The sequence below is a fragment of the Pandoraea capi genome, from assembly GCF_902459735.1.
GTDB classification, from domain to species: Bacteria; Pseudomonadota; Gammaproteobacteria; order Burkholderiales; family Burkholderiaceae; genus Pandoraea; species Pandoraea capi.
In genome coordinates, this window is the sequence record NZ_CABPRV010000002.1 from 634835 (window position 1) to 658766 (window position 23932).

19 protein-coding genes are annotated in these 23932 nt (G+C 63.2%); 7 read left to right on the forward strand and 12 right to left on the reverse strand.

The window, feature by feature from the left end; all coding sequences use genetic code 11:
- Window positions 1-27: 27 nt before the first annotated feature.
- Together PCA20602_RS06200 and PCA20602_RS06205 are read left to right on the forward strand one after the other, a co-directional pair.
- Entirely contained in the window at window positions 28-1770 is a 1743-nt protein-coding gene (locus PCA20602_RS06200) for an AMP-binding protein (protein WP_150720437.1), read from the forward strand.
- A gap of 4 nt (window positions 1771-1774) precedes the next feature.
- Window positions 1775-2833, forward strand: a complete 1059-nt coding sequence (locus PCA20602_RS06205) for a DUF1571 domain-containing protein (RefSeq protein WP_246182052.1) — start codon at window positions 1775-1777, stop codon at window positions 2831-2833.
- Between the two features lie 139 nt (window positions 2834-2972).
- Here the strand turns inward: PCA20602_RS06205 and minE are convergent, their stop codons facing one another.
- The 3 genes from minE to minC are packed head-to-tail and all read right to left on the reverse strand — an operon-like array spanning window position 2973 to window position 4857.
- On the reverse strand, window positions 2973-3227 hold the full coding sequence (gene minE / locus PCA20602_RS06210; RefSeq protein ID WP_010808102.1) for a cell division topological specificity factor MinE: 255 nt from the start codon (window positions 3225-3227) through the stop codon (window positions 2973-2975).
- Between the two features lie 9 nt (window positions 3228-3236).
- Window positions 3237-4052 (reverse strand): septum site-determining protein MinD, encoded by an 816-nt coding sequence (gene minD / locus PCA20602_RS06215; protein WP_069343771.1) that lies wholly within the window; start codon window positions 4050-4052, stop codon window positions 3237-3239.
- A gap of 43 nt (window positions 4053-4095) precedes the next feature.
- Window positions 4096-4857 carry a septum site-determining protein MinC gene (minC, locus tag PCA20602_RS06220; protein WP_150720438.1) on the reverse strand — a complete coding sequence of 254 codons (762 nt, stop codon included), beginning with the start codon at window positions 4855-4857 and terminating at the stop codon, window positions 4096-4098.
- 351 nt (window positions 4858-5208) lie between these two features.
- Between minC and PCA20602_RS06225 the strand changes: the two genes are divergently transcribed.
- Window positions 5209-5397: a hypothetical protein gene (locus PCA20602_RS06225; RefSeq protein WP_044456015.1), complete on the forward strand. Its 189-nt coding sequence runs from the start codon at window positions 5209-5211 to the stop codon at window positions 5395-5397.
- A 124-nt stretch (window positions 5398-5521) separates the two neighbouring features.
- On the opposite strand, the gene PCA20602_RS25545 is transcribed toward PCA20602_RS06225, so the two are convergent.
- Together PCA20602_RS25545 and PCA20602_RS06230 are read right to left on the reverse strand one after the other, a co-directional pair.
- Entirely contained in the window at window positions 5522-5671 is a 150-nt protein-coding gene (locus PCA20602_RS25545; RefSeq protein WP_174980844.1) for a hypothetical protein, read from the reverse strand.
- A gap of 198 nt (window positions 5672-5869) precedes the next feature.
- A complete protein-coding gene (locus PCA20602_RS06230) occupies window positions 5870-6583 on the reverse strand; it encodes an SDR family oxidoreductase (RefSeq protein ID WP_425495639.1) in 714 nt (237 codons plus the stop codon).
- A 157-nt stretch (window positions 6584-6740) separates the two neighbouring features.
- On the opposite strand from PCA20602_RS06230, the gene PCA20602_RS06235 reads away from it, so the two are divergent.
- Window positions 6741-7646 carry a LysR family transcriptional regulator gene (locus PCA20602_RS06235; RefSeq protein ID WP_150720439.1) on the forward strand — a complete coding sequence of 302 codons (906 nt, stop codon included), beginning with the start codon at window positions 6741-6743 and terminating at the stop codon, window positions 7644-7646.
- A gap of 116 nt (window positions 7647-7762) precedes the next feature.
- Here the strand turns inward: PCA20602_RS06235 and PCA20602_RS06240 are convergent, their stop codons facing one another.
- Window positions 7763-8368, reverse strand: coding sequence for a TetR/AcrR family transcriptional regulator (locus PCA20602_RS06240; RefSeq protein ID WP_150720440.1), 606 nt, complete (start codon window positions 8366-8368; stop codon window positions 7763-7765).
- Window positions 8369-8628: 260 nt separating this feature from the next.
- Between PCA20602_RS06240 and PCA20602_RS06245 the strand changes: the two genes are divergently transcribed.
- Window positions 8629-9339 carry an SDR family oxidoreductase gene (locus PCA20602_RS06245; protein ID WP_150720441.1) on the forward strand — a complete coding sequence of 237 codons (711 nt, stop codon included), beginning with the start codon at window positions 8629-8631 and terminating at the stop codon, window positions 9337-9339.
- A gap of 152 nt (window positions 9340-9491) precedes the next feature.
- Here PCA20602_RS06245 and PCA20602_RS06250 read toward each other — a convergent pair whose 3' ends face one another.
- The 3 genes from PCA20602_RS06250 to PCA20602_RS06260 all read right to left on the reverse strand — a co-directional run bounded on the left by PCA20602_RS06250 (window position 9492) and on the right by PCA20602_RS06260 (window position 13401).
- Complete coding sequence (locus PCA20602_RS06250) at window positions 9492-10400, reverse strand: recombination-associated protein RdgC (RefSeq protein ID WP_069343779.1); 909 nt, start codon at window positions 10398-10400, stop codon at window positions 9492-9494.
- Between the two features lie 97 nt (window positions 10401-10497).
- Window positions 10498-10965 (reverse strand): cyanophycin metabolism-associated DUF1854 family protein, encoded by a 468-nt coding sequence (locus tag PCA20602_RS06255; RefSeq protein ID WP_150720442.1) that lies wholly within the window; start codon window positions 10963-10965, stop codon window positions 10498-10500.
- A 30-nt stretch (window positions 10966-10995) separates the two neighbouring features.
- Window positions 10996-13401 (reverse strand): cyanophycin metabolism-associated ABC transporter, encoded by a 2406-nt coding sequence (locus PCA20602_RS06260; protein WP_246182053.1) that lies wholly within the window; start codon window positions 13399-13401, stop codon window positions 10996-10998.
- Window positions 13402-13698: 297 nt separating this feature from the next.
- On the opposite strand from PCA20602_RS06260, the gene cphA (PCA20602_RS06265) reads away from it, so the two are divergent.
- Both cphA (PCA20602_RS06265) and cphA (PCA20602_RS06270) read left to right on the forward strand, forming a co-directional pair.
- Window positions 13699-16332, forward strand: a complete 2634-nt coding sequence (gene cphA / locus PCA20602_RS06265) for a cyanophycin synthetase (RefSeq protein ID WP_150720443.1) — start codon at window positions 13699-13701, stop codon at window positions 16330-16332.
- Window positions 16333-16494: 162 nt separating this feature from the next.
- Window positions 16495-19074: a cyanophycin synthetase gene (gene cphA / locus PCA20602_RS06270; protein ID WP_150720444.1), complete on the forward strand. Its 2580-nt coding sequence runs from the start codon at window positions 16495-16497 to the stop codon at window positions 19072-19074.
- Between the two features lie 118 nt (window positions 19075-19192).
- Here the strand turns inward: cphA (PCA20602_RS06270) and PCA20602_RS06275 are convergent, their stop codons facing one another.
- From PCA20602_RS06275 to PCA20602_RS06285, 3 genes are all read right to left on the reverse strand, one after another.
- Window positions 19193-19969 carry a hypothetical protein gene (locus PCA20602_RS06275; RefSeq protein ID WP_150720445.1) on the reverse strand — a complete coding sequence of 259 codons (777 nt, stop codon included), beginning with the start codon at window positions 19967-19969 and terminating at the stop codon, window positions 19193-19195.
- Window positions 19932-21755, reverse strand: coding sequence for a hypothetical protein (locus PCA20602_RS06280; protein WP_150720446.1), 1824 nt, complete (start codon window positions 21753-21755; stop codon window positions 19932-19934). Before PCA20602_RS06280 ends, PCA20602_RS06275 begins: the two co-directional genes overlap by 38 nt.
- Window positions 21756-21965: 210 nt before the next feature.
- Window positions 21966-23675, reverse strand: coding sequence for a hypothetical protein (locus PCA20602_RS06285; protein ID WP_150720447.1), 1710 nt, complete (start codon window positions 23673-23675; stop codon window positions 21966-21968).
- Window positions 23676-23932 lie beyond the last annotated feature (257 nt).

Genomic DNA, 23932 nt, shown 5'->3' on the forward strand with positions numbered 1-23932 from the left:
CGTGTAGACATATCAACGGAGACAACGATGGATCAAGCCGTCCAGCAGGAACGTGTGTGGCTCAACGCCTATCCTCCCGGCGTGCCCGCCGACATCGACGTGAATCGCTACACGTCGCTCGTGCAGGCCTTCGACGAATGGATCGGGAAGTATCGCGAGCGCATTGCGTTCGTGAGCCTCGGCAGTGAAATCAGTTACGCCGAAGTGTCGCGTCAGGCGTACGCGTTCGCCGCGTGGCTACAGGCGCAAGGCGTGAAAAAGGGCGAGCGCGTCGCGCTCATGATGCCCAACTGCTTCCAGTATCCGATCTGCCTGTTCGGCACCCTCATCGCCGGCGCCGTGGTCGTCAACGTCAACCCGCTGTACACGGCCCGCGAGCTGAAGCATCAGTTGAACGACAGCGGCGCGCAGACCATCGTCGTCTTCGAAAACTTCGCGAAGACCTTGCAGGATGCGATCGACGGCACGCCGGTACGCAACGTACTCGTCACACAAATCGGTGATCTGCTGGGCCCGGGCATCAACGCCAAGGGGCGTGCGGTCAACTTCCTCATGCGCCACGTCGCCAGACAGGTGCCGGCCTACGATCTTCCCCAAGCGATCCCGCTGCGCCGCGCGCTGACCGAAGGTGCTGCCCTGAAAGTCACGCCGGTGCCGCTGGTCCGAGAAGACCTCGCCTTCCTCCAGTACACGGGCGGCACCACCGGCGTTGCCAAAGGCGCCATGCTTTCACACGGCAACGTGCTGGCGAACCTGTTGCAAACCGAGGCGTGGGCCGCCGATCAGCTCGATGGCGAAATCGAAGTGAATCTGTCGTTGCTGCCGATGTATCACATTCTTTCGCTCACGGTGAACTGCCTCGTCTTCATGAGCCTCGGCGGACGCAACATCCTGATCGCGAATCCGCGCGACGTGAAGAAGGTCGTGTACATCATTCGCAACGAAACCTTTACGGGTGTGACGGGGGTGAACACGCTATTCAACGGCCTGCTCGACAACCCGGATTTCTGTGCCCGCGACTTCTCGAAACTGAAGCTTTCGCTTGCGGGCGGCATGGCGACCCAGCGCGCGATAGCCGAGCGCTGGAAGCAAGTCACGGGCAAGCCGATCATCGAAGGCTATGGCCTGACCGAATGCTCCCCGATCGTCACGATGAATCCGGTCGATATCGCACACATGGACGCTTTCGACTTCACCGGCTCCATCGGCCTGCCCGCACCGTCGACTGACGTGCGCTTCAAGCGCGACGACGGCACCTGGGCCGACATCGGTGAGCCGGGTGAGCTGTGCGTGCGTGGCCCGCAAGTCATGAGCGGCTACTGGAATCGCCCCGAGGAAACGGCAAAGACGTTCGACGCCGATGGCTGGCTGCTCACGGGCGACGTCGGCGTCATGGACGAGCGCGGCTATGTACGGCTGATCGATCGCAAGAAGGACATGATTCTCGTCTCGGGTTTCAACGTCTATCCGAACGAGATCGAGGACGTGGTGATGCTTCACCCGGGGGTGCGCGAGGCTGCGGTCGTGGGCGTGCCCGATCCGGTGGCGGGCGAACGCGTGAAACTCGTGGTTGTCGCGAAGGATCCGTTGCTGAGCGCTGAGGACCTGGCGACGCACTGTCGCAAGCATCTGACCGGCTACAAGGTGCCGCGCATCATCGAGTTCCGGCAGGGCGAGTTGCCCAAGACAACCGTCGGCAAGATACTGCGGCGCGAACTTCGCGATCCTGCGCCGAACGCGGCCGCGTCGACGCCGTTTTCGGGGAGGTAACGCAATGCCCCGCCACGCTGCTTCGCCCGCGCGTCGTCAGGTCTGTCGCGTCTGCCATGGCGCACGCGGCCTCGGTCGCATGGCACTGACGCTTGCGCTGATGCCGACGGCGCTCGTTGCCGGTGTTGTGTATGCGTTGGGTACGGTGGCGGCGTCGCCTGCCGTCGCCCAGACCAGCGCCGCCCCTCCTGCGGCCTCAGCGACCTCGGCGCAAAGCCCCGTCAGCGCGTCTGCCAATGTTGCCGGTGCTGCCGGTACCCCTGGTGCTGCCGGCGCAGACGCCGACGTCGCCAAACTGGCCGCCCTGTCCGTCGCGGCGCAAACGCAGTGGCTCTCGCGCACGATCAAGAGCGGCGAACTGGCGAAGATGCGCGATGACCAGATCGTCGCGGATGTGCAAACCATTGCGCCGGACGCCCTCGTGCGTTTCCTGAAGGCCGAGGCCGCCGCCCTGCCCGAGTATCAATACGAGCTCACGCGCCACGAACGCATCAACGACCAGTGGCAGACCACGCCCGATCGCATGCTCGTGAAGGTTCGCGAAAACCCGTTGCAGGTGTACGCGAAGTGGCTGCCCGATGGCGCCCACGCGGGTCAGGAGATCCTTTACGACGAGACGAAGCGGCCGAAGGAGATGTACGGCCATCTTGGCGGCATTCTTGGCTTCACGTCGATCTGGAGCAGTATCGACGGCACACTCGCACGCTCGCAGTCGAACCACACCGTGCGTGATCTGGGCTTCGGCTTCATCGCGGAACAGATTGCACACGACGGCAGGAGCTTCCGGGCGGCCGGACTGAGCGGGAAGCCCGCCAAAATATCGGTTTCCGAAGTGAATGGCGTTCGCGTGCTGGCGCTGGAGTGGAATGCGCCCTCCGGGCCGCCGCAACATTACGCCAGCAAGTCGCGCTTGTTGTTAGACCTGAAGACAGGCAGGCCGCGCGGTATCGAGGCGTGGGATGCCTCCGGTCAGAAGACCGAGGAGATGCGCTTCGAGAAAGTTCGCAAGGAACAGTGGACAGACGCGACCTTCGATCCGAAAAACCCCGACTACAAGTTCTGAGCGGCGCAGCGGCATACTAAGGAAAAACGACGACGAAAGCCCGCCACCCTTTCTCCAGGGAGGCGGGCTTTCGCGTATTCGCACATCCGGCACTATTCACCGGCTGCGCCATGCGGCGCGTGCCGGTGCCGTCAACCATTCAGGTCTGCGGCAGTTCGATCTTCACTTCGAGCACTTCCAGGTTGTCCTGATGCTCGACGCTGACCTTGATGTCGTCTTGCGCGATTTTCACGTACTTGGAGATGACGGCGACCAGCTCGCGTTGCAGTGCCGGCAGGTAATCGGCCGGCGGCGACGAGCCCGCGCGTTCGTGCGCCAGAATGATTTGCAGGCGCTCTTTGGCAACGGCGGCGGTCTTTTTCTTCTCCCCCAGGAGGAAAGACAGGAAGGACATGGGCGCTCCTTACTTCGAGCCGAAAATGCGCTGCAACAGGCCCGGCTTTTGATAGTCGGTAAAGCGCATGGGCTTGTCTTCGCCCTTGAATCGGCTCACCACGTCGCGATACGCGTCGGCCACGTCCGTGCCGTCCAGATGGATGGCGGGCGTACCCTGGTTCGAGGCATGGAGCACCGACTCCGACTCCGGAATCACGCCGATGAGCTTGATTCGCAGAATTTCCTGAATGTCTTCCAGCGACAGCATCTGACCGTCGTTCACACGCTTCGGGTTGTAACGCGTAATGAGCAGATGCTCCTTGATCGGCTCGCTGCCTTCGATGGCGCGCTTCGTCTTCGACGACAGAATGCCCAGAATGCGATCCGAATCGCGCACCGACGACACTTCGGGGTTCGTCACCACGAGCGCCTCGTCGGCGAAGTGCATCGCGAGCAGCGCGCCCGACTCGATACCGGCCGGCGAATCGCACACGATGTATTCGAAGCCCATGTCGGCGAGGTCCTTGATGACCTTTTCGACGCCAGCTTGCGTGAGCGCATCTTTGTCACGCGTTTGCGAGGCGGGCAGGATGAACAGGTTCTCGCAGGACTTGTCCTTGATGAGCGCCTGATTGAGGTTCGCTTCGCCCTGAATCACGTTGATCAGGTCGTACACCACGCGGCGCTCGCAACCCATGATCAGATCGAGATTGCGCAGGCCGACGTCGAAATCGATGACTGCCGTCTTGTGCCCCTGCAAGGCGAGGCCGGCGGAAAAGCTGGCGCTGGTCGTCGTCTTGCCGACACCACCCTTGCCAGAGGTCACCACAATCACTTTTGCCATCTGTCGATGCCTTCCCAAACTTGAGGATGAAATTAGCTACGAATCATTTGAGCCCGAGGGGCTCGAAAATCAGTTTGTCGTCTACCAGCCGCACCTGCACCGACCGCCCCTGCACGTCAGGCGGCAGCGCATATTCGCCAGTCCGGTAAATCCCGGCGATGGAAATCAGCTCGGGCTCCAGACAGGTACAGAAGATGCGCGCATCGAGCTTGCCCTTCACACCTGCCAGTGCCCGCCCCCGCAGCGGCGCATAAATGTGAATATTACCTTCCGCGATCACCTCGGCCCCATAACTGACAAGATCGAGGATGATCAGATCGCCCTTCGCATAGACCTGCTGGCCCGAACGCAGCGGTTTGTCGATGATGGTCGACGCAATTACGGCGGCCTCGGCGACGACCGGCGTCGGCGCTGTCTGGACCGACTCGACGGCCGTCTCGGTCGCGCCTTCGGCCTCGCGGCTCGCACGCGGTGCACGGCGCTCGTGACGCTCCTGACTGTCCAGTCGCGGCAAACCGCCCACCACCGCCCAATCGGCTTGCTCGGTGTTGGCGACCACGCCGATCGGCTTCATGCGGAATTCGGCCAGCATTTCGGCCAACGCAGGCACGGCAACGCGTTCGTCACCGGGCAGACGCCGTACGTCGATGGCGACCGTGTCGCCAGCAAAAAACTCCGGGGTCGCTTCGAAACGTTGCGCCAACTCGGTGCGCAAGGTATCCAGTTCAGGCGTCTTGACAACGAAATGCAGGGTATCTACGGCACCGCTGCGTAACTCGAAGTACGGCGTTTTCTTTTGCGGCATGTCAGGTTGGTGTGCGCGAATTGCTGGCAAATTGGGCCATTCTACCGCCCCTTCGGCCCCAGCAAACCGCTAATAAGTAGGGCATCACCGCAAATTGCCCAAAAATCGTCATTGCTGCATCGCAATATGACACCGCATTTTGTATACGTTAGATGCGGCGGGAAATGCTAGACGATTGACATGCCAATGTCATTACCACGGCCTATCCTGTGCGTGGGAAAGTCCACCACGAGAAGTGCTGCATAGCAGCATCGAAAGTACGAATTTTGTCGCGCAAGCGTCTTTTTCGTGACCTATCCTTAAAGTCCCTGACGAGGGACCCCCTGTGGAACCGCAAACCGGGAGACGAAGATGCTGAGTCATCATGAATTTGCCACCCTGATGCTGGTCAAGGAAGCTCCGGAGCAAGTGGAGCTGGATCGCCCGGACCTCGAATCGTTGCTCGAGAGCAAACTGATCGAGTGGGAAGAGTTGGAAGCGGGGAAGAAGTCGCCGCGTCTGACCGTCCAGGGCAAGTACTTCCTTCAGGCCGTTGCCTGAGCGCCCAGCCAGTTGTTAAGGTGTCTTTAGTCGCAAAAAAGCCCGCCGGAAGGCGGGCTTTTCATTGGTCCTGAACGTTTTCCGAAGTCCTTTCCCAGAAGCGTTCCCCGACCGTCGGCACGGTTCAGCCGTGCCGGACATCACGACGGTGGCGACGCCAGGTTTGGCGTGCCGCCGGGTGCTCCTTGCACCAGTTGCGATCTGCCAGCCAGGCCACCGCTGCACCGACGACCAGCGCGATCACGAACATCCCAATCAAGCTCCCTGTAAGCATAGCGGCCTCCTAACTTCGATATGGCGGGATGGCACGATTTCATTCTAGGCAATCCCTATCGAAATAGGTACCCGAAAGTGATTCGGGTATACCGCGTTTGCGTGACGTCAAAATGTACGCAAGATCAGGACCCGGAAGATGTCGCAACGCAGCATCTTCCTGCCTTTCCAAGGCTTGGCAGAGGGCTGCGACGAGATGTCAGGCGATCGCGCCGCCGGCGTCGATGAGCACCGTTGAGCCCGTCGCGCTCGGCGTGCCGGCGAGATACAGAATCGTATTCGCCACGTCCTCGGCCGCCACCACCCGACGCGCCGGAAGCCGTTGCGCTGCACTGCGATACATCGCCTCCCGATCGGCTTCGGACAGCTTGTCCCACAGCGGTGTGATCGTCAGTCCCGGCGATACCGTGTTGACGCGCACCGGTGAGATTTCGAGCGCCAGCCCGCGCCCTAGCGCTTCGACAGCGGCGTTGATCGCGCCCTGCACGACCGACGACGTATTGGGTCGCACACTCAGGTACCCCGAGGTCAGCGTGAGCGAACCGCCGTCTTCGATACGCGCAAACCTGGCAACGTGATACGTCCCCCAGAACTTGCTGTCGAATGCGGCGTGCGCGTCTTCCAGCGACAACTTGCGCACCTGTCCGGTGGGCGTTTGTGCGGCGGAAATCACGACATGCTGCCAGGGTGCATGCTCGGCAAAGAATCGTTCGACAGCCGCCGCGTCACCGGTATCGAGCACCACGGCGCGAGCGGTACTGCCGATCGTCGCGAGCGCATCGTCGAGCTTTGCCTGACTGCGCGAAGCGATCGTGACGACCGCGCCGGCCTTGGCAAACGCTTGTGCCGCGGCACGGCCGATACCGGAACTGCCGCCGATCACGAGCACGCGCTGACCTTCGAAATTGAACATGATGTGACTCCAGAATGAGGACGAAGCATGAGGGGGAAACCGCGTCACCACCGAACCCTCGGTGATGGCATGGGCTTATTGTGATCCTCATCAGAGAAGACGATAATCCCCAGAAAAATAGAATGACTCTCTTCGCCACATTGAGAATCGCACCACGATGATCGAACAGACGTTGGACCTCACCCTCTTCGACCGAGTAGTCACAACGGGCAGCATGTCAGCGGCGGCACGTGAGTTGGGGTTGTCGCTTGCGGTCGTCAGCAAACGCCTGGGGCTGCTGGAACAGCGCCTCGGCGTACGCCTGCTCAACCGCACCACGCGCAAGCAGGCGCTCACCGAGGAGGGACAGGTCTTCCACGCGTGTTGCCAGCGGATTCTGGCGGAGATTGCAGAGACCGAACGGTTGATGACGAGCCAGGCAGGCACCGTTGGCGGCGTGCTGCGGATCAGCGCGCCGCGCGCGTTCGGGCGTCGTCATCTGACGCCATTGCTCGTCGCATTTCGCGAACAGCATCCCGATGTGAAGGTGCATCTGTCGCTGAACGACCTGTGGGTCGATCTCGTCGCCCACAACATCGACGTCGCCATTCGCGTGGGCACCCTGCCCGACTCAAGTCTCGTCGCTCAGGAGCTGGCGCCGAACTATCGGGTGCTCGTCGCGTCCCCCGGTTATCTGGCGCTGCGCGGCACCCCGCAAGACGTGGGTGACTTGCGGCATCACGACTGCATTCTCTTTGGCAACGTTCCGCATGGCGACTGGCGATTTGTTTCGCAATCCGAAACGTTGCGCGTTCAGGTGCCCGACACGTATGTCGTCGACGATGGCGACACGGCCCATGAACTCGCGCTGCATGGGGCGGGCATCGCGCAGAAATCGATCTGGGACGTCGGCGACGACATTCAGGCCGGTCGCCTTACCCGCGTGCTGCCGGCGCTGCGGATTCCGGCGGCACCGCTGCATGCCGTGTACCCGCACAGCCGCCACCTTGCGCCGCGAACGCGCCTGTTCGTCGACTTCCTGCGAGACCGGTTGCGCGCGACCTGGCGCTGGCCTCAACACTGACGGAGCCTCTCGCTGGCGGCAACGCGTCAGCCGTTGATAGCGGGTGAATCCTCTTGCACGATGTTCTGGATGCCCTTGCCGCCTCGCCCCCAGGCGCCTTGCCCCCCTTATCGCGCTCACCCATTCGCGCCGCGTGCATCGGCGGCCGTGATGGCCTCACGCCCTGCACCCAGCAACGCTTCCGATAGCGCAGGATCGGCACCGACCACCGCCCGCGAGAGCACCAGCGAACCCACCATCTGCGCGAATCGCGCCATGGCGCGCTGGTACGCCTGCTCCCGCGTCAGCCCTTGCGCGACGCCGGCCGCCGTCATGTGTTCGAGCGAGTCTGCGAGTCCTTTCGCGTAGCAGGCCTGCGCTTCATCGCCGATACGCGGCACATCCCCGGCAAAGCCCGCCATCGGGCAACCGCACGCCACGTCGTCGCGATGCGCCGTCGAAAGATATTTGTCGACGCTCGTCTTCGGTTTCCCGCCCGACGCCGTCGCCGCCTGGCTCTGCGCCAGCAATTCCTCGTTGGCCGCCATCGCCCGCGCCATCACGGCGGCGACGAGCGCGTCCTTCGACTTGAAGTGGTTGTAGAAGCCGCCTTGCGTGAATCCGGCCTCCTTCATCAACGCCGTCAGCCCGACGGCATCGACACCGCGCTCGCGGAACAACCGGTCGGCCGCACTGACGATCGCCTCCCGATTCTCCGCTGCCTGTTCCCGTGAAATGCCCATTTCTGCTCCTTTGCCGCTAGCCGCCAGGGCGACGAGGCGTGCCCGGCACGTGCCGGACGCATCGACGCCCCAACCAACACCCAATCGCCACTATCGGCGTCATCAAAAAAGACAATGTCGATCACCATTGACAAGTGCCCGCGCAGTTTGCACAATCCACCCAAGTTGACGATGGCGACCACCATTGTCATGAACTGTAACCGAATTCACCTGCCGTTGCTACGGCCCATTCGGCCCACCTACCTTGCTGGAGCAATGAAATGAAGATCGAAAATGCCGTCGTGTTCGTCACCGGTGCGAACCGTGGTCTGGGACTGGAGTTCGCCAAACAGGCGCTGGCGCTTGGCGCCAAGAAGGTCTATGCCGGCTCGCGCGATCCGTCGAAGGTGACGCTGCCGGGCGTGATTCCCGTCAAACTCGACGTCAACAACGCGCAGGACGTGGCCGCTGCGGCCGAACTCGCGGGCGATGTCACCCTGCTCATCAACAACGCCGGTATCGCCAGCGTCTCCGAAGGGCTCACGCGCCCCGGTTCTGCTGACTTACTGCGTAAGACGCTGGAAACCAACCTGTTCGGCGTGCTGGCCATGACGCAGGCATTCGCCCCGGTTCTGGGCCGCAACGGCGGCGGCGCGCTGCTCAACGTGCTGTCCATCGTGAGCTGGGTCAATTCGCCCGTGATCCCCGAATACTCGATTACGAAGTCGGCCGCATGGTCGCTGACCAACGGCGTGCGTCATGAGCTTCGCAAGCAAAACACGCAGGTCGTGGGTTTGCACGCGGGATACATCGATACCGATCTCACGAGCGGCTTCGACGTGGAGAAAACCGCACCGTCGGACGTCGTGCGTCAGGCCTACGCGGCCATCGAGGCGGGTGAACTCGAAGTCAGCGTCGACGAGAAGACGCGCGCGGTCAAACAGGCGCTGACGCAAGGCGTCTACCTGATCGATCCGTCCACGCAATCGTGATCTCGGCGGCATTGCGCACCGGATGAGAAAACGCCGCGGTGCCCCATGGAGAACGGGGCATCGCGGCGTTGGTGTCGTCGGAACCTGTCGCCTGTCCAGCCTCGGCGAACGGTTCCGGCGAAGCGTCAGTGACGTAAGTGACGTGAGTAACGTTATGCCGCCTTGTCCATCTGACGTTCACCTCCCACGGCCTCGACCAGATCGTCGAGCATGCGGGCGAGTTCGCCGGTCATGAGCGCGACATCGGCATCGAACTTCTCGGCCTCGCCTTCGGCCGTCGGATCGGCAGCGTCCTTGATGATATCGAGCGGCGTCACGCGCTTGATGATGAACGCGTCGGTCAGCACGAACGAGATGCGGTCGTTCCACGTCATCGCCAGCTTGGTGCAGCGCTTGCCGGCTTCGATGTGCTGACGCACGTCTGCGCCATCGAGCGGGTGCGCCACGTAGCGCACGGCAGCCTTCTCGTCGGTGTTCGAGCGCAGTTCCACGTCTTGATCGACGGTGAACCCGGCGGGCGCGTCGTTACCGGCGAGCCACGACGTCATCACGGCGACCGGCGCCTCGTTCAATTCCACGTTCTCGAGAATGATGTCGAGCGTCTTGAGCAGCAGACTGCGCACTTCGTCGGCCTTCGCAGGCGACGCGGCATCGATCACCAGCCAGCGGTTCACCGGATCGATCCACACGCGCGTATCGCGACGAATGCCGAACGCACGCGGCAGCAGTTCGTCGGTGACCTGCTCCTTGAGCTCGCGCATCTGCTTGCGGCCCGGCTTGAAGCCCTGCTGCTCTTCGAGTTCGGCGGCCTTGGCGCGCGTCACCTGATTGACGACGGTCGTCGGCAACAGCTTCTTTTCGGCACGATAGGCCAACAGGAACTGACGATTGATGCTGTGCACGAGTTCGCCGCCATCGCGCGGCGGCGCCCAGCCCTGCACCTGCATTTCGAGGCTGCCGCCCTCACGGAAGGCGTGCTTTTCCAGCGCCTCTTCCATTTGCGCGACGCTCATGGACCAACCGGCAGGAATTCGGTGCAACTGAAGATTCTTGAACCACATCGGCATCACCGCAAAATCAAAAGCATGGATTTTACCAGTGCCGGGAGGTACGGCGAAGTGCGGTAACCCGAATCGTGCAAGAAGCCTTCGGAAGACGTCAGAGGAAACGGTCGAGAATCTTGCGGCTGGGCTTATCCAGCGCGGCGGAATCGCGAATCAGGAAGTGAATGCCGTGGTTGTCGGTGATGAGCAACGTCTGCCCACCCAGACGCCGGATGTCCTCTTCGCCGCGCAGCACGAACGAGACCTCGCCGCGATTCGTCTCGACCGTCCAGGTGCTCGGCGTCGCGAACGTCGACACGCCCTTGATGCACAGCACCTCCGGCATGAATTCACGCGCCGCCAGCTCGTCGCGCACCAGCGCGCGCATGTCCTCCGGAAGGCCGTCGAGCGAGTCCAGCCAGACCAGTTCGCGGCCTTCGGTGCTCACGAGCGCGAGCCCTTCGTCCGGCGCGGCAATCGGGAAGGCGCGCACGGGCACGACGCCTTCATGGGCGACGCCCTCGGCGTCGGTCAGCACCAGACGTCCGAAGGCGTTGCGCGAGAGGGTGAAATCGATCTGCATAAATGGCTTCGCGAACGGTTCGGTTGACGATCAGTTGACGGAGAGCGGCTGCGCCGGCGCGGCGGTGACCGCAGCCACCGTGGCGGCGGCTTCGGCCGACTCGACGACGGCGTCGATATCCGTGTCGACGTTGCGCTGCTGCGCCTGATAAAGCTTGTAGTAAGCGCCTTCGCGCGCGATCAGTTCGTCGTGATTGCCCACCTCGACGATCTTGCCGCGATCGAGCACCACGAGGCGATCGGCCTTGCGCAGCGTCGAGAGACGGTGCGCAATGGCAATCGTCGTGCGGCCCTTGACGAGGTTGTCCAGCGCCTTCTGAATTTCCTTCTCCGTGGCCGTATCCACCGACGACGTCGCTTCGTCCAGAATCAGAATTCTCGGATCGATCAGCAACGCGCGGGCAATCGAAATACGCTGACGCTCGCCACCGGAGAGCGCCTGACCCCGTTCGCCGACAAGCGAATCGTAGCCATGCGGCAGACGCAGGATGAACTCGTGCGCGTGTGCGGCACGCGCGGCCGCCACGATCTCGGCGCGCGTGGCTTCAGGTTTGCCGTAGGCGATGTTGTCCGCAATCGTGCCGAAGAACAGGAACGGCTCCTGCAACACCAGACCGACGTTGCGACGGAAGTCCGAGACCGGCAGCGCGCGAATATCCACACCGTCGATCTGGATCGAGCCTTCGGCCACATCGTAGAAGCGGCAGATCAGGTTCACCAGCGTGCTCTTGCCCGAGCCGCTGTGCCCGACCAGACCGATCATCTCGCCCGGCGCGATGCGCAGATCCATCCCCCGGATCACCGCGCGATTGCCGTAACGGAAGCCGATGTCGCGCAGGTCGATGGCGCCCTTCACTTCCTTCAGATGCACCGGATTGACCGGCTCCGGCACGTTCGAGACGTGATCGAGAATATCGAAGATGCGCTTGGCGCCGGCGGCAGCCTTCTGGGTGACCGAGACGATGCGGCTCATCGAATCGAGACGCGTATAGAAGCGGCTGATGTAGGTCAGGAACGCGGCGAGCACACCCACCGTGATCTCATGCTTCGAGACCTGCCAGATACCGAAGATCCAGACGACCAGCAACCCGACTTCCGTCAGGAACGTGACCGTCGGCGAGAACAGCGACCAGACCTTGTTCACCCGGTCGTTGACGACGAGGTTATGACGGTTCGCTTCCTTGAAGCGCGCCACCTCGCGGTTTTCCTGCGCAAACGCCTTGACCACGCGAATGCCCGGAATCGTATCGGCCAGCACGTTCGTGATTTCCGACCAGATACGGTCGACCTTCTCGAAGCCATGGCGCAACCGGTCACGCACCAGATGGATCAGCCAGGCGATGAACGGCAGCGGCACCAGTGTCACGACCGCCAGCCACGGGTTGATCGACACGAGAATGATCGCCGTCATCACGATCATCAGCACGTCGGTCGCGAAGTCCAGCAAGTGCAACGACAGGAAGACGCAGATGCGGTCGCTCTCCGACCCGATGCGCGCCATCAGATCCCCGGTCCGCTTGCCGCCGAAGTACTCCAGCGAGAGGCGCAGCAGGTGCGAATACGTGGCCGTGCGCAGATCGGCGCCGATCCGCTCAGACACCTTGGCGAGCAAGTACGTACGCGCCCAGCCAAGCACCCAGGCGACCAGTCCGGCACCCAGCAACCCCGACAGATACATTCCCACCAGGTGGTAATCGATCGGTTTGCCGTTCTGAAACGGGATCAGCACGTTGTCCATGAGCGGCATCGTCAGATACGGCGGGATCAGCGTGGCGCCCGTGGCGCAAAGCGTGAGCAGGAAACCGGACAATAACTGGAAGCGATACGGACGGGCGAAGCGCCACAATCTGAGCAATGCCCATGTCGACGGCGGGGCTTCTGTTTCCGGATTGCATTGCGGGCACTCTTCAGCCCCCGGGGGCAGTTCCGCCTGACAAATGGGGCAAACGCCCACCTCCTCCGGCTCGTGGCTCGCGGCGTGACCGGCGACCCGCGCGTCGCGCTGGCGCACGATCGTATCCATCAACGTGAGCGCCGCCGGATTGTGACCCAGCGTATAGCGCCAGTTCGCGAGCTTCCTGCTTGCGTCGCACAGCTCAAGCGAGCCCACGCCCGCATGGTCCGTATGCGTCAGCGTCAGATCCGCACGGTACGGCCACGCCTGCCAGACGCCCGACGGCGTGTCGCGACGCGCCTCGCGCGCGAGTACACGGCGGTCGGTGGCAACGACCACGCCCTGGGCGAAGTGCAATTGCGCGTCCAGATCGACGGTAAGCCACGCGAGCACGGTCTCGCCATCGGCCAGTTGGGCGGAAAGATCGAGGTACCAGGGTTCAGCGGCGGCATTGCGGGACGGCGTGACTGCCGAAGGCGCGGCGGCGGAAGGATCTGTCGATGTGGCGGCGGGTGACGCCGCTGAAGCGGAGGTGTCGGTCATTGATGCGGCAGACGTGTCCTCAAGGGGCGGACATCGAGCAATCGGAGAAAAATCGACGCGGACTTTCCCTGTCAGGTCCGCAAAATTGCCGCAAGTATAACCACAGCGACGCTTTTTGCGGCACAGAGTTCCCGCATGACACGGTGCAACATCGAAATATTGTTGCGACTGTCAACCGTTTACGGATTTTTTGCGTTAAGCCTCCAGTTAACTGTAAAAGCGCGACCGGCTGTGCCGCCTGAAACCGGCCTCGCCGGCTTTCCCGTACCAGCCCTGACGCGTGAATAAAAGCCTTAGATGAAAAAGAAAGACATTGAGATTTTCGATGTCCTGTCGCTGCGCGGACCGAATATGTGGACATATCGGCCGGTGCTTGAGGCATGGGTCGATATCGGCGAACTGGAAGAGTTCCCGTCCAACAAGATCCCGGGATTCCCCGAGCGGCTGTCCGAGTGGCTGCCGACCCTTATTGAGCATCGTTGCAGCATCGGCGAGCGCGGCGGTTTCCTCCAGCGCCTGCGCGAAGGTACGTGGCCCGGCCACATTCTCGAGCACGTCACGCTTGAGCTCCAGAATCTCGCCGGCATGCCCGGCGGCTTTGGCAAGGCGCGCGAAACCCCGATCTCGGGCGTCTACAAGGTGATCGTGCGCGCCTGGCATGAAGACGTGACCCGCGCGGCGCTGTTCGCCGCCCGCGATCTGGTCATGGCCGCCATCGAAGACCGCCCTTACGACGTCGAGGCCGCCGTGGAAGACCTTCGCGGCCTGGTCGACAAACACTGTCTCGGCCCGAGCACGGCGTGCATCGTCGACGCTGCCGACGACCGTGACATCCCGCATCTGCGTCTGTCCGACGGCAATCTGGTGCAACTGGGCTACGGCGCTGCCGCCCGCCGCATCTGGACCGCCGAGACCGACCGCACGCCCGCCATCGCCGAGAGCATTTCGCGCGACAAGGATCTGACCAAGCAACTGCTCGAATCGTGCGGTGTGCCCGTGCCGGAAGGCCGTCTGGTCGATAGCGCCGAAGACGCCTGGGACGCCGCGCAAGACATCGGCCTGCCCGTGGTCGTCAAGCCGTACGACGGCAACCATGGCCGTGGCGTGTTCATCAATCTCACCACGCGAGACGAAGTCATCACGGCGTTCGGCGTGGCGCTCGAAGAAGGCAACGGCGTGATCGTCGAGCGCTTCGTGCCGGGTCTGGAGCACCGTCTGCTGGTCGTGGGCGGGCGTGTCGTGGCCGCCGCGATGGGCGAAATGGCCTCCGTCGTGGGCGACGGGCAACACACCGTCTCCGAACTCATCGAGCTGCAAATCAATAACGATCCGCGTCGCGGCAGTGCGGAAGACCAGCCGCTCAACCGCGTGCGCATCGACTCGTCGGCCCGTCTGGAACTGAAGCGTCAGGGCTTCGACGCCGATTCCGTGCCGCCCGAAGGCAAGAACGTGCTGATCCAGCGCAACGGCAACGTCGCTTTCGACGTGACCGATCGCGTGCACCCGAGCGTCGCCGCGCATGCGTCGCTGGCCGCGCGCATCGTCGGTCTGGACATCGCCGGCGTCGATCTGGTGGCCGAAGACATTTCCCGTCCGCTCGCCGAACAACGCGGCGCCATCGTCGAAGTCAACGCCGGTCCGGGCCTGCTGATGCACCTGAAGCCGGCCGATGGCGCCCCCCGTCCGGTCGGCCGCGCCATCGTCGATCACCTGTTCCCCGACGGCGACGCCGGTCGTATTCCGGTCGTCGGCATCACCGGCACGAACGGCAAGACCGTGACGGCCCGCCTGCTCACGCACCTGCTGCAACTGGCGGGCGAGCATACCGGCCTGGCTTGCAGCGACGGTCTGTTCCTCGACAAGCGTCTGGTGCAAGGCGGCGACCGCGCCAACTGGGACGCCGCGAACCGTGTCCTGATGAACGCCGGCGTGACCGCTGCCGTCTTCGAGAACGACAACACCGCTATTCTGTCCGAAGGACTCGCCTACGACCGCTGCCAGGTCGGCATCGTGACGAACATCGATCGTCCGGACCATCTGGGTCAGTATTTCGTCGAAGACGTCGACCGCATGTTCAGCGTGATGCGTACGCAAGTGGATGTCGTGCTGCCCGACGGCGTGGCCGTGTTGAACGCCCGTGATCCGCTGGTCGTGGAAATGGCCGAGCTGTGCGACGGCGACGTGATCTTCTTCGGCCTGGACGAGCAACTGCCGGCCATCGTGGCGCATCGCGCCGAAGGCAAGCGCGCGGTGTTCGTGCGCAACGGGCAGGTCATCCTCGCGACCGGCTCGGAAGAAAGCGACATCGGCGCGACCGCCAACATGCCCCTGACCTATGCCGGCCGTGTCGGCTTCCAGGTCGAGAACGTGCTGGCCGCCGTGGCCGCCGCCTGGTCGATGGGCGTGGCGCTGGACGTTCTGCGCACCGGCGTGACGACGTTCGACGTCGGTCAGGTCGATGCCCCGGGTCGCTTCACCCTGTTCGAGAAGCAAGGCGCCACGGTCATCGTCGACGACGCCCACAACGCGCCGGCCCTGAACGCACTGGCGGCCGCCCTCGCTACCCTGCCCGCCGAGCGCCGCACGGTGGTGTACGGCCCCGGCGCCGACCGCATGGACGAAGACCTTCAGGCCGAAGGCAAGCTGCTCGGACAAACGTTCGACAGCGTGGTGCTGTGCGACGACCTGAGCATTGCGCGCAAGCGTGAGTCGGCCGAGTCGCGCGCCCAGTTGCGTGCGGGCATCGACACCGCTGGCCGCAAGGTTCAGGTGACGGATGCCGGCGAGCGCCGCGCTGCCGCCGAAACCGCATTGGCCCAGCTCGCCAGCGGCGACCTGCTCGTATTGCAGGCCGACGAAGGCGGCCCCGCCGCGATGCTCGATCTCGTGCATCTGTGGATGGGGCAGCCGATGCGGGCGCTGGCCGCCTGAGCACGCCGGACGCGTCGAATGCATGATGAGCGGCGGCCGACAGGATTTCCTGCTGCCGCCGTCTCTATATAGATAGCCACCGAATATCCAAGCCACAGCCGTTTTTCTCGCCAACCATTTGCCATATAGGGACGCGAAGTGGACAGACAGGGATTGCAATTTATGGAAGTCTCCCGTATCCGCGCGCTGCGCGGTCCGAACCTCTGGAGCCGTCACACCGCCATCGAGGCCATCGTGACGTGCACCGATCTGGAATACTCGATCGGCAATCTGGCCGGTTTCGAAGCCCGTCTGCGCGCCCGCTTCCCCGAGCTGCCCGCGCTCACGCCCGACGCCGAGGAGCGTCCGGTGTCGCTGGCCGACGCGCTCGCCACCACGGCGCTGCACCTGCAAGCCGCCGCCGGCTGCCCGGTGACCTTCAGCCATACCACGCAGACCATCGAGCCGGGCACCTTTCAGGTCGTCGTGCAATACAGCGAAGAGCCCGTCGGGCGTCTCGCCTTCGATCTGGCGCAACAACTGATCCATGCCGCGCTCGAAGACGGCCCGTTCGATCTGGCCGATGCCCTCTATCGCTTGCGCGATCTGGATGAAGACGTCCGTCTCGGCCCGTCGACCGGCTCGATCGTGTACGCCGCCGTCGCTCGCGGCATTCCGTACCGTCGCCTGACCGAAGGCTCGATGGTGCAGTTCGGCTGGGGCAGCAAGCAGCGCCGCATTCAGGCAGCCGAGACCGACCGTACCTCGGCCGTGGCCGAATCGATCGCGCAGGACAAGGACCTGACCAAGACGCTGCTGCACGCCGCCGGGGTGCCGGTGCCGCTCGGCGGCACCGTGCGCGATATCGAACACGCGTGGAAGCTGGTGCAGGAGATCGACGCACCGGTCGTGGTCAAGCCGCGCGACGGCAATCAGGGCAAGGGTGTCGCCGTGCGTCTGCGCACGCGCGAAGAAATCGAGAAAGCCTTCGAAGCTGCGCAGGACATCAGCCGCGACGTCATCATCGAGCGTTACATTCCGGGCCACGACTTCCGTCTGCTGGTCATCGGCAACAAGCTGGTCGCCGCCGCGCGCCGCGATCCGCCGCAGGTCACTGGCGACGGCGTGCATACCGTGCGTCAACTGGTCGACGCCGTGAACGCCGACCCACGTCGCGGTGAAGGCCATGCCACGTCGCTGACCAAGATTCGTTTCGACGACATCGCGCTTGCCACGCTGGCCAAACAGGGCCTGAATGCCGACTCGGTACCGGACGCCGGGGCACGCATCGTGCTTCGCAACAACGCCAACCTGTCGACTGGCGGCACGGCAACCGACGTCACCGACGACGTCCATCCGGAAATTGCTGCACGCGCCGTCGCGGCCGCGCAGCAGGTCGGGCTCGATATCGCCGGTGTCGACGCCGTGTGCGAAACGGTCATCAAGCCGTTCGAAGATCAGGCCGGCGGCATTGTGGAAGTCAATGCCGCGCCGGGCCTTCGCATGCACCTTCAGCCGTCGTACGGCAAGGGGCGCGCGGTAGGCGAAGCGATCGTCTCGACCATGTTCGAAGACGGTGACGACGGCCGTATTCCGCTCGTGGCCGTCTCGGGCACGAACGGCAAGACGACGACCGTTCGCCTGATCGCTCACCTCATCGCCCAGCAAGGGTTGCGTGTCGGTATGACCGGCACGGATGGTATCTACATCAGCGGTCAGCGCATCGACACGGGCGATTGCAGCGGCCCGCGTAGCGCGCGCAACGTGCTGATGCACCCCGACGTCGACGCGGCCGTGTTCGAAACCGCCCGCGGCGGTCTGCTGCGCGAGGGCCTCGCCTACGACCGTTGCGACGTCGCCGTGGTGACCAACATCGGCATGGGCGACCACCTTGGGCTGTCTTACATCAATACGGTGGAAGATCTGGCGGTGCTCAAGAGCGTGATCGTGCGCAACGTGGCGCCGCGCGGCATGGCGGTGCTCAATGCGGCCGATCCGATGGTCGCGCGCATGGCAGACGCCTGCCCGGGCGACGTCACCTACTTCGCCGTGGACGCCGCGCATCCGGTGCTCGCCACGCATCGCGCCAAGGGCAAGCGTGTGGTCTATGTCGACGGCGCTCACATCGTGACGTCGCACGGCAGCGAAGAAACACGTTACGCGCTCGCCGCCATTCCGCTCACGCGCAACGGCACCATCGGCTTCCAGGTCGAGAACGCCATGGCCGCCATCGGCGCGGCCTGGGCGTTGAAGATCGATCCGGTGACGATCCGTGCCGGACTGGTGACCTTCGTGAACGATGCAGGCACTGCGCCGGGGCGCTTCAACGTCTTCGATTACAAGGGCGCGACGCTGATTGCCGATTACGGTCACAACCCGGATGCCATCGCCGCGCTCACGCAGGCGGTGGAGACGATGCCTGCCCGCCGCCGTTCGGTGGTGATTTCGGGCGCGGGCGATCGTCGCGACGAAGATATCCGTCGTCAGACAGAGATCCTCGGCGACGCCTTCGACGACGTGCTGCTCTATCAGGACCAGTGCCAGCGCGGACGCGAAGACGGCGAGGTGATCCGCTTGCTGCAAGAAGGTCTGGTGAGCGCGCGTCGCACGAGCCACGTCGACGAGATCAATGGCGAGTTCGTCGCCATCGATACCGCACTGGCCCGCCTGCAACCGGGCGATCTGTGCCTGATCCTCATCGACCAGGTCGACGAAGCGCTGGCGCACATCGCACAGCGAGTTGCCGAGGCCAGCGCCCGCTGAGCCTGCTCTCCGGGAGCCTCACCGGTTCCCGGGGATTGTCGATGTGCATCCGTCTCCGGATGCGACAAAGGGTACCGCCTCAACGCTGCCCGCACGGTATATAGTCAGGCACCCAGATTCAGGCCTCGCAGAACACGGTGCGCCGTCCATCGTGCCGCAGCGCCTCGAACACCGAAATCGCAAGCGCGTGAAGCGCATCGGCATCCAATGTCGACGGCATACGTCCATTGGTATCGATAAGCGCGCGTAGCAGGTGCGCGGTCGTCTCCGGATGATGCGTCGTCAACGCCGGGAGCATGTCGAGTACGGTGCGGCCGTCATCGTCGCCCACTGGACGAGCGAGCATCAGTTGCACCGCTTCGTCCTGCGTGAGATGCAGGCCACGCTCACCGACGGCCTTGCCGATGAGCAGGCAGCGAAAGCCGCTGCCCGGGATGTCGGCAGCAATGCAGTGGTCTGCGCTCACGTGCAGGGATCGGTCGCCGGGCATCGACCAGCGCTGCATCATGGCCGCGCGCGTATGTGGCGACAGTATCTTCAGCAGCCGCGCGGCATCGTCGGCGACCCGATGAATCGTCTGCTTGCGCACCAGATGAGCAAAGCCGTTAGGGAACGTTGCGAGGTGGCTCCGCACCAGGACGCCCGCCGTATCGGTATCGTCCTGATTGGCACCGAACCATTGGGCAACCGTTTGCTTCCCCTGCGGCGTGACTATCGTCAATGTGAGCCGCCCCATGGCATGATCCAGCTCCGCCGCACCGGCGAAAACGACATTCGCCGCTTCCTCGACGATTCGTATCGCCGGTCGCAGATCGTACAGATCGCTGTGTGGCGAGACGTCCACCGAAGACCTGACGTCAGGACACCCCATTGCCTCGGATACTGCTGTCATCATCGATCGACTCCTGCTCCTGTTTGATCACGGCCGAGGGCAGCGCCTGCTCTGCGTCCTGTGATTGCCTTCCGGCGGTATAAAGCATGTTCACGACCGTCAGACCTCTGACGAAATCCGACTGCTGATAAGCACGGTCATGGCTGGGATGCCGGCTCCGGGATGCCATCAGCGCGCGCATGGTGGCTTCCGTGACAAAGTCGTAGAGCTTGCGGCCGGTCGTCTGCGTACCGTGATGCATCAGCACCCAGCGCGAGTCTGGTGCGGCATCAAAAGGGTTGCAGGTAATGGCGTCGCAGGCTTCGCTGAACCTGATAATGGCGGTCTGTCCGACCACCCCATCGGGCGATGTCAATTTGCCCCACAACGGACCCGCGGCGAACGCCAGCAAGCTGCCGATGTCTTCTGGCCCCGCCTTTCGGTCGGCACGCGCAAAGCATGCCTGCGCACGCCTTCGGTGGTGCGTCTCGAGCGGGGTTACGATTGCCACGTCGACACCCTGCGCGCGTAGCTTTGTCGCATAGTCGACGGCCAGCATGTGGAGCAACGCCGCCGCGAACGGATGCCCGCATGCCTCGAACGTCTTCGCGCATCGCTCGTAGATCATGCACAGCCCCTCGTAATCGCCGCGCACCTCGCCGCGAGCCTCGTCGAGGATCTTTTCGACCTCACCGAAGGCGTTCGTCAGCGCCGAGGTCTGTGCGGCGCGCGCATAAAATGCCACGGCGTATGCCGCATCGCCGGCGTCGCGAAAACGTCTCGCGGTCGCCAGGCATAACCGTATTTCTTCCGGCTTGTTCGTTTCAAGGCATGCCAGATGCAACGCAGCTGTCGAGAGTCGAGCCGCGGCCGATGTGGAATAGAATATCGCCCGTTCCCAATGCGCATCGCGAAGCGTCTCTGGCACCTTTCTCGAGAGCCCCGCCTCCTTCCTCACAAGTTGCAGACGAAATGCCGCCACAGTGTCGTGTGCTTCCGCCGCGCGCGCGTGATCGCCGCTTATCGCGAAAAACCTGGAGAATCGATCACTAAGCGAAACCGGGACATCGTTCCTTCCTTTGAGTGCGTCGTGCACGATCACCGCAACGCGATAAAGCGCGTCCCGATCGACCTCTGACGGGGGACTTTCATTCGCTCCCAGCACCTCCGCCAAAAGATTACCGACGACGTAGCGTTGCCGAGGCGCCGCCTCCGGCAACGCGTCCAACACCGTGGTTGATGTCTGCTGATCTTCAAGACGGGCGAGCAGAAGCTGTGTCGCCTCGCGCTGCGTCAGACCCAGGCCGTCAGGGGAAATGCATCCGTCCATCACCGGACAACGAAAAACCGTCCCCGGAATGCCCATCGCGACCAGACCGCTCGGCGTCATCATCAAAGCGGTGTGCTCGGGTGCTGACCATCGACTCAGTATTTCCGCACGTGCGTCCGGCGTCAGTGCATGAACCACACTCGTCGCCTCGTCGCCCAGCGTCTTGATGCGCGCGACGCGTAATGCATGCTTCATGCCGACGTCGCATGTCACGAGATGGCTCCTGACGAGCTTCGCGACCATGGATTTCCGATCCGTGCCTTCCCTGAAAGCGGCGCTGATCACGCGCCAGTTGTCGGCGCGCGCAGCAACCTTCTGAAGCCGCTCGATCGCGCGATCTATTTCATGAGACCCGGCGGAACACTGCTGTAATACCGCATCGAACGCTTGTATCGCGACGTCCAGCGACGGTTCCGGCGTGCACTCCCGCCAGACGGGAACACACGCACTCACCCAAGGACGAATCACTTCCCAAACCATTGCCTGCCTCCGCGTCGTCCATTCACGGCCATTGCGCGACAAGGTCAACGCAATGGATAGCGATACGGCAGTGTCCCACCACGCCCGGTCACAGGCGTGCACAAATCGCTCAGGCTGCCAGTTTCAGGAGGGACAGGGACGAAGATGCTGCTCAGGCGCTTAGCCGCTTAGCCGCTTAGCCACTTAGGCAAGCGTGAGATTCACGTGGCATCACAGGTCGGTCGACGCACTGTCGTCATCAAACCTCAGCACGACCTTCAAGGCGTCGGTGGCTTGCTGCGTCGTCAACATGTCGAGCGCCGCAACGCCGTCGACGAAATCCGATGCCTCCAAAGGCACCTGACGATAGAGATGCCGCCCGCCACGCGAGATCAACGCCCGGCGCGTGTCTTCGGTCATGAGCTCATAGACTTGCCTGGCGTCGTCCCGAGGGCTTCGTCGAAACAACACCCAGTCGAGCGACGCGTGCTCATCGAACCCCTCTTGTGAGATCACGTCGCTCGCCCCCTCGAAATAGACGACGAAATCCTTTCCGATCAACCCCTCCTGTGAGGTCAACGTATCGAGATTCGCGGCAATGGCCAAACGAATCAGGCCAGGCAGGTCGCGCATCGATTCCGAGAGCCCTATCGCGGCAAATAGCTCGCGCGCCTTTTGCAGATGCGTCTCGGCAAGCGCCCTTTTGCTGGCAGCGCCCGCGTCCGATGGGTTTGCAACGTCGCGACTTTCCCGCTCAGGCCACAGATGGCTGGCCAGCAATTCATGCGTCATCGCCGCGCTGACATGCAGACCGCGCGCAGCAAATGCGTCGGCACAGCGCAACCCGACCTTGGACGCCGAGCCATGAGCGCCGCCGTAAGATCGGATGGCGTCATGAAGTACATCGATCACCTCTGGAAAAACCTCATAAGACGCCATCTTTTCAGCCGCATTGGCGTACATCGTCGCCGCCATGTCGCTTTGACGCACCGCTTCGAAGGCCTTCGCGGACTTCAGATACTGGTCGACAGCCAGTCTCGGTTTCTCAGCGCGCGCGTAGTGAAAGCCCGCCCATTGCCGGTTTTCGGCAACGCTTGCCTGATTGAACGCTCGAACCTCGTCGGTCGGCGTAAGCGCCCCGCGCGCGACTTCCCCAAGGCGCAGATTGTCGCCGGGGTCCATCCCCTCACGCAGCGTCGCTGCGATCTCGCGAGATTGCGCCGCACGGGTGTTGTCGCCCATCCAGTTGAAGAATCTGGCGAGCGATTCGCGCACCGATACATCGCCCTCAACATCCTTCAGAAAGTCATGTGCTTGCGCCGCAAGCGAGTAGACCGCGTCCGAATCCAGCCCCGACAACAGGCTACCGTCCGAGCCGATCGCCGCGCAGATCAGAAAGTAGTTGCCGACCGTGTGGTCCTCCCCCAGCCCCGGCAGCATTTGCAGCAGCGTCGTGCCCGGCGCGGTTCCCTCGGGCCGCGCGAGCAGTAATTGTGTCGCCTCGATTTGCGACAGATCGAGGCCGAGCGACGAAAATCCGCCGTCGATCAACGCGCAACGAAAGTCGGTGCCCGGAATATCCAGCGCCACGACCTTGCCCTCGGTCACGTGCACGGATGACCCTTCAGGTTCCGTCCATCGCCGCACGATTTCGGCGCGCACCTCTGGCAGCAAGCAACGGATCAGCCCCCGAGCCTGCCCATCCAGGTGACGATACGAGTGAGAGGCAAGCGCATGATCTAGCCCGGTTCGAGATGTGGTGATGTGGTTGCGCACAAGACGTTTGACGAACACGCCGTGATCGATATCCGGCGCAAAGGCACGTTCGATCACCTTCCGGCCATCGCCTTTGGCAAACGCCTTCTCAACGCGTCCGATCGCCTTGTCGAGCTCGACAGCACCCGCCGAGCAAGTTCTCAGGCTGCTGTCCAGCGCGTCCATCGTATGGGTCAGTTGTGCGGCCGGCGACTCGAAGGTCCGGCACGATTGAAGCGCGCCTCTGAGCGCGTGCAGGGCACTCGAAATCATTGCGGCCCTCGCGACGACGGGAGTATCAGCGCCACGAACGGGCAGTTGCGAGGAAGCGGAATGGCGCCCCGCTCAGTGCGTCGATGAGCGATATGCGCAAGGCAGGCGATCGAGGAAGGAGACGAGGAACGAAGACGGCGATGCGTCGATGACATCAAGGCACACATGGC

Excerpts from the sequence above, each read along its gene's own strand:
- PCA20602_RS06240 (WP_150720440.1), bottom strand. The coding sequence starts at position 8,368 with ATGGGCATTTCACGGGAACAGGCAGCGGAGAATCGGGAGGCGATCGTC.
- minD (WP_069343771.1), bottom strand. The coding sequence starts at position 4,052 with ATGGCAAAAGTGATTGTGGTGACCTCTGGCAAGGGTGGTGTCGGCAAG.
- PCA20602_RS06280 (WP_150720446.1), bottom strand. The coding sequence starts at position 21,755 with ATGGTTTGGGAAGTGATTCGTCCTTGGGTGAGTGCGTGTGTTCCCGTC.
- PCA20602_RS06200 (WP_150720437.1), top strand. The coding sequence starts at position 28 with ATGGATCAAGCCGTCCAGCAGGAACGTGTGTGGCTCAACGCCTATCCT.
- PCA20602_RS06255 (WP_150720442.1), bottom strand. The coding sequence starts at position 10,965 with ATGCAGATCGATTTCACCCTCTCGCGCAACGCCTTCGGACGTCTGGTG.
- PCA20602_RS25545 (WP_174980844.1), bottom strand. The coding sequence starts at position 5,671 with ATGCTTACAGGGAGCTTGATTGGGATGTTCGTGATCGCGCTGGTCGTC.
- PCA20602_RS06250 (WP_069343779.1), bottom strand. The coding sequence starts at position 10,400 with ATGTGGTTCAAGAATCTTCAGTTGCACCGAATTCCTGCCGGTTGGTCC.
- PCA20602_RS06285 (WP_150720447.1), bottom strand. The coding sequence starts at position 23,675 with ATGGACGCGCTGGACAGCAGCCTGAGAACTTGCTCGGCGGGTGCTGTC.
- PCA20602_RS06230 (WP_425495639.1), bottom strand. The coding sequence starts at position 6,583 with ATGTTCAATTTCGAAGGTCAGCGCGTGCTCGTGATCGGCGGCAGTTCC.
- cphA (WP_150720443.1), top strand. The coding sequence starts at position 13,699 with ATGAAAAAGAAAGACATTGAGATTTTCGATGTCCTGTCGCTGCGCGGA.
- cphA (WP_150720444.1), top strand. The coding sequence starts at position 16,495 with ATGGAAGTCTCCCGTATCCGCGCGCTGCGCGGTCCGAACCTCTGGAGC.
- PCA20602_RS06205 (WP_246182052.1), top strand. The coding sequence starts at position 1,775 with ATGCCCCGCCACGCTGCTTCGCCCGCGCGTCGTCAGGTCTGTCGCGTC.
- PCA20602_RS06225 (WP_044456015.1), top strand. The coding sequence starts at position 5,209 with ATGCTGAGTCATCATGAATTTGCCACCCTGATGCTGGTCAAGGAAGCT.
- minE (WP_010808102.1), bottom strand. The coding sequence starts at position 3,227 with ATGTCCTTCCTGTCTTTCCTCCTGGGGGAGAAGAAAAAGACCGCCGCC.
- PCA20602_RS06260 (WP_246182053.1), bottom strand. The coding sequence starts at position 13,401 with ATGACCGACACCTCCGCTTCAGCGGCGTCACCCGCCGCCACATCGACA.
- PCA20602_RS06245 (WP_150720441.1), top strand. The coding sequence starts at position 8,629 with ATGAAGATCGAAAATGCCGTCGTGTTCGTCACCGGTGCGAACCGTGGT.
- minC (WP_150720438.1), bottom strand. The coding sequence starts at position 4,857 with ATGCCGCAAAAGAAAACGCCGTACTTCGAGTTACGCAGCGGTGCCGTA.
- PCA20602_RS06235 (WP_150720439.1), top strand. The coding sequence starts at position 6,741 with ATGATCGAACAGACGTTGGACCTCACCCTCTTCGACCGAGTAGTCACA.
- PCA20602_RS06275 (WP_150720445.1), bottom strand. The coding sequence starts at position 19,969 with ATGATGACAGCAGTATCCGAGGCAATGGGGTGTCCTGACGTCAGGTCT.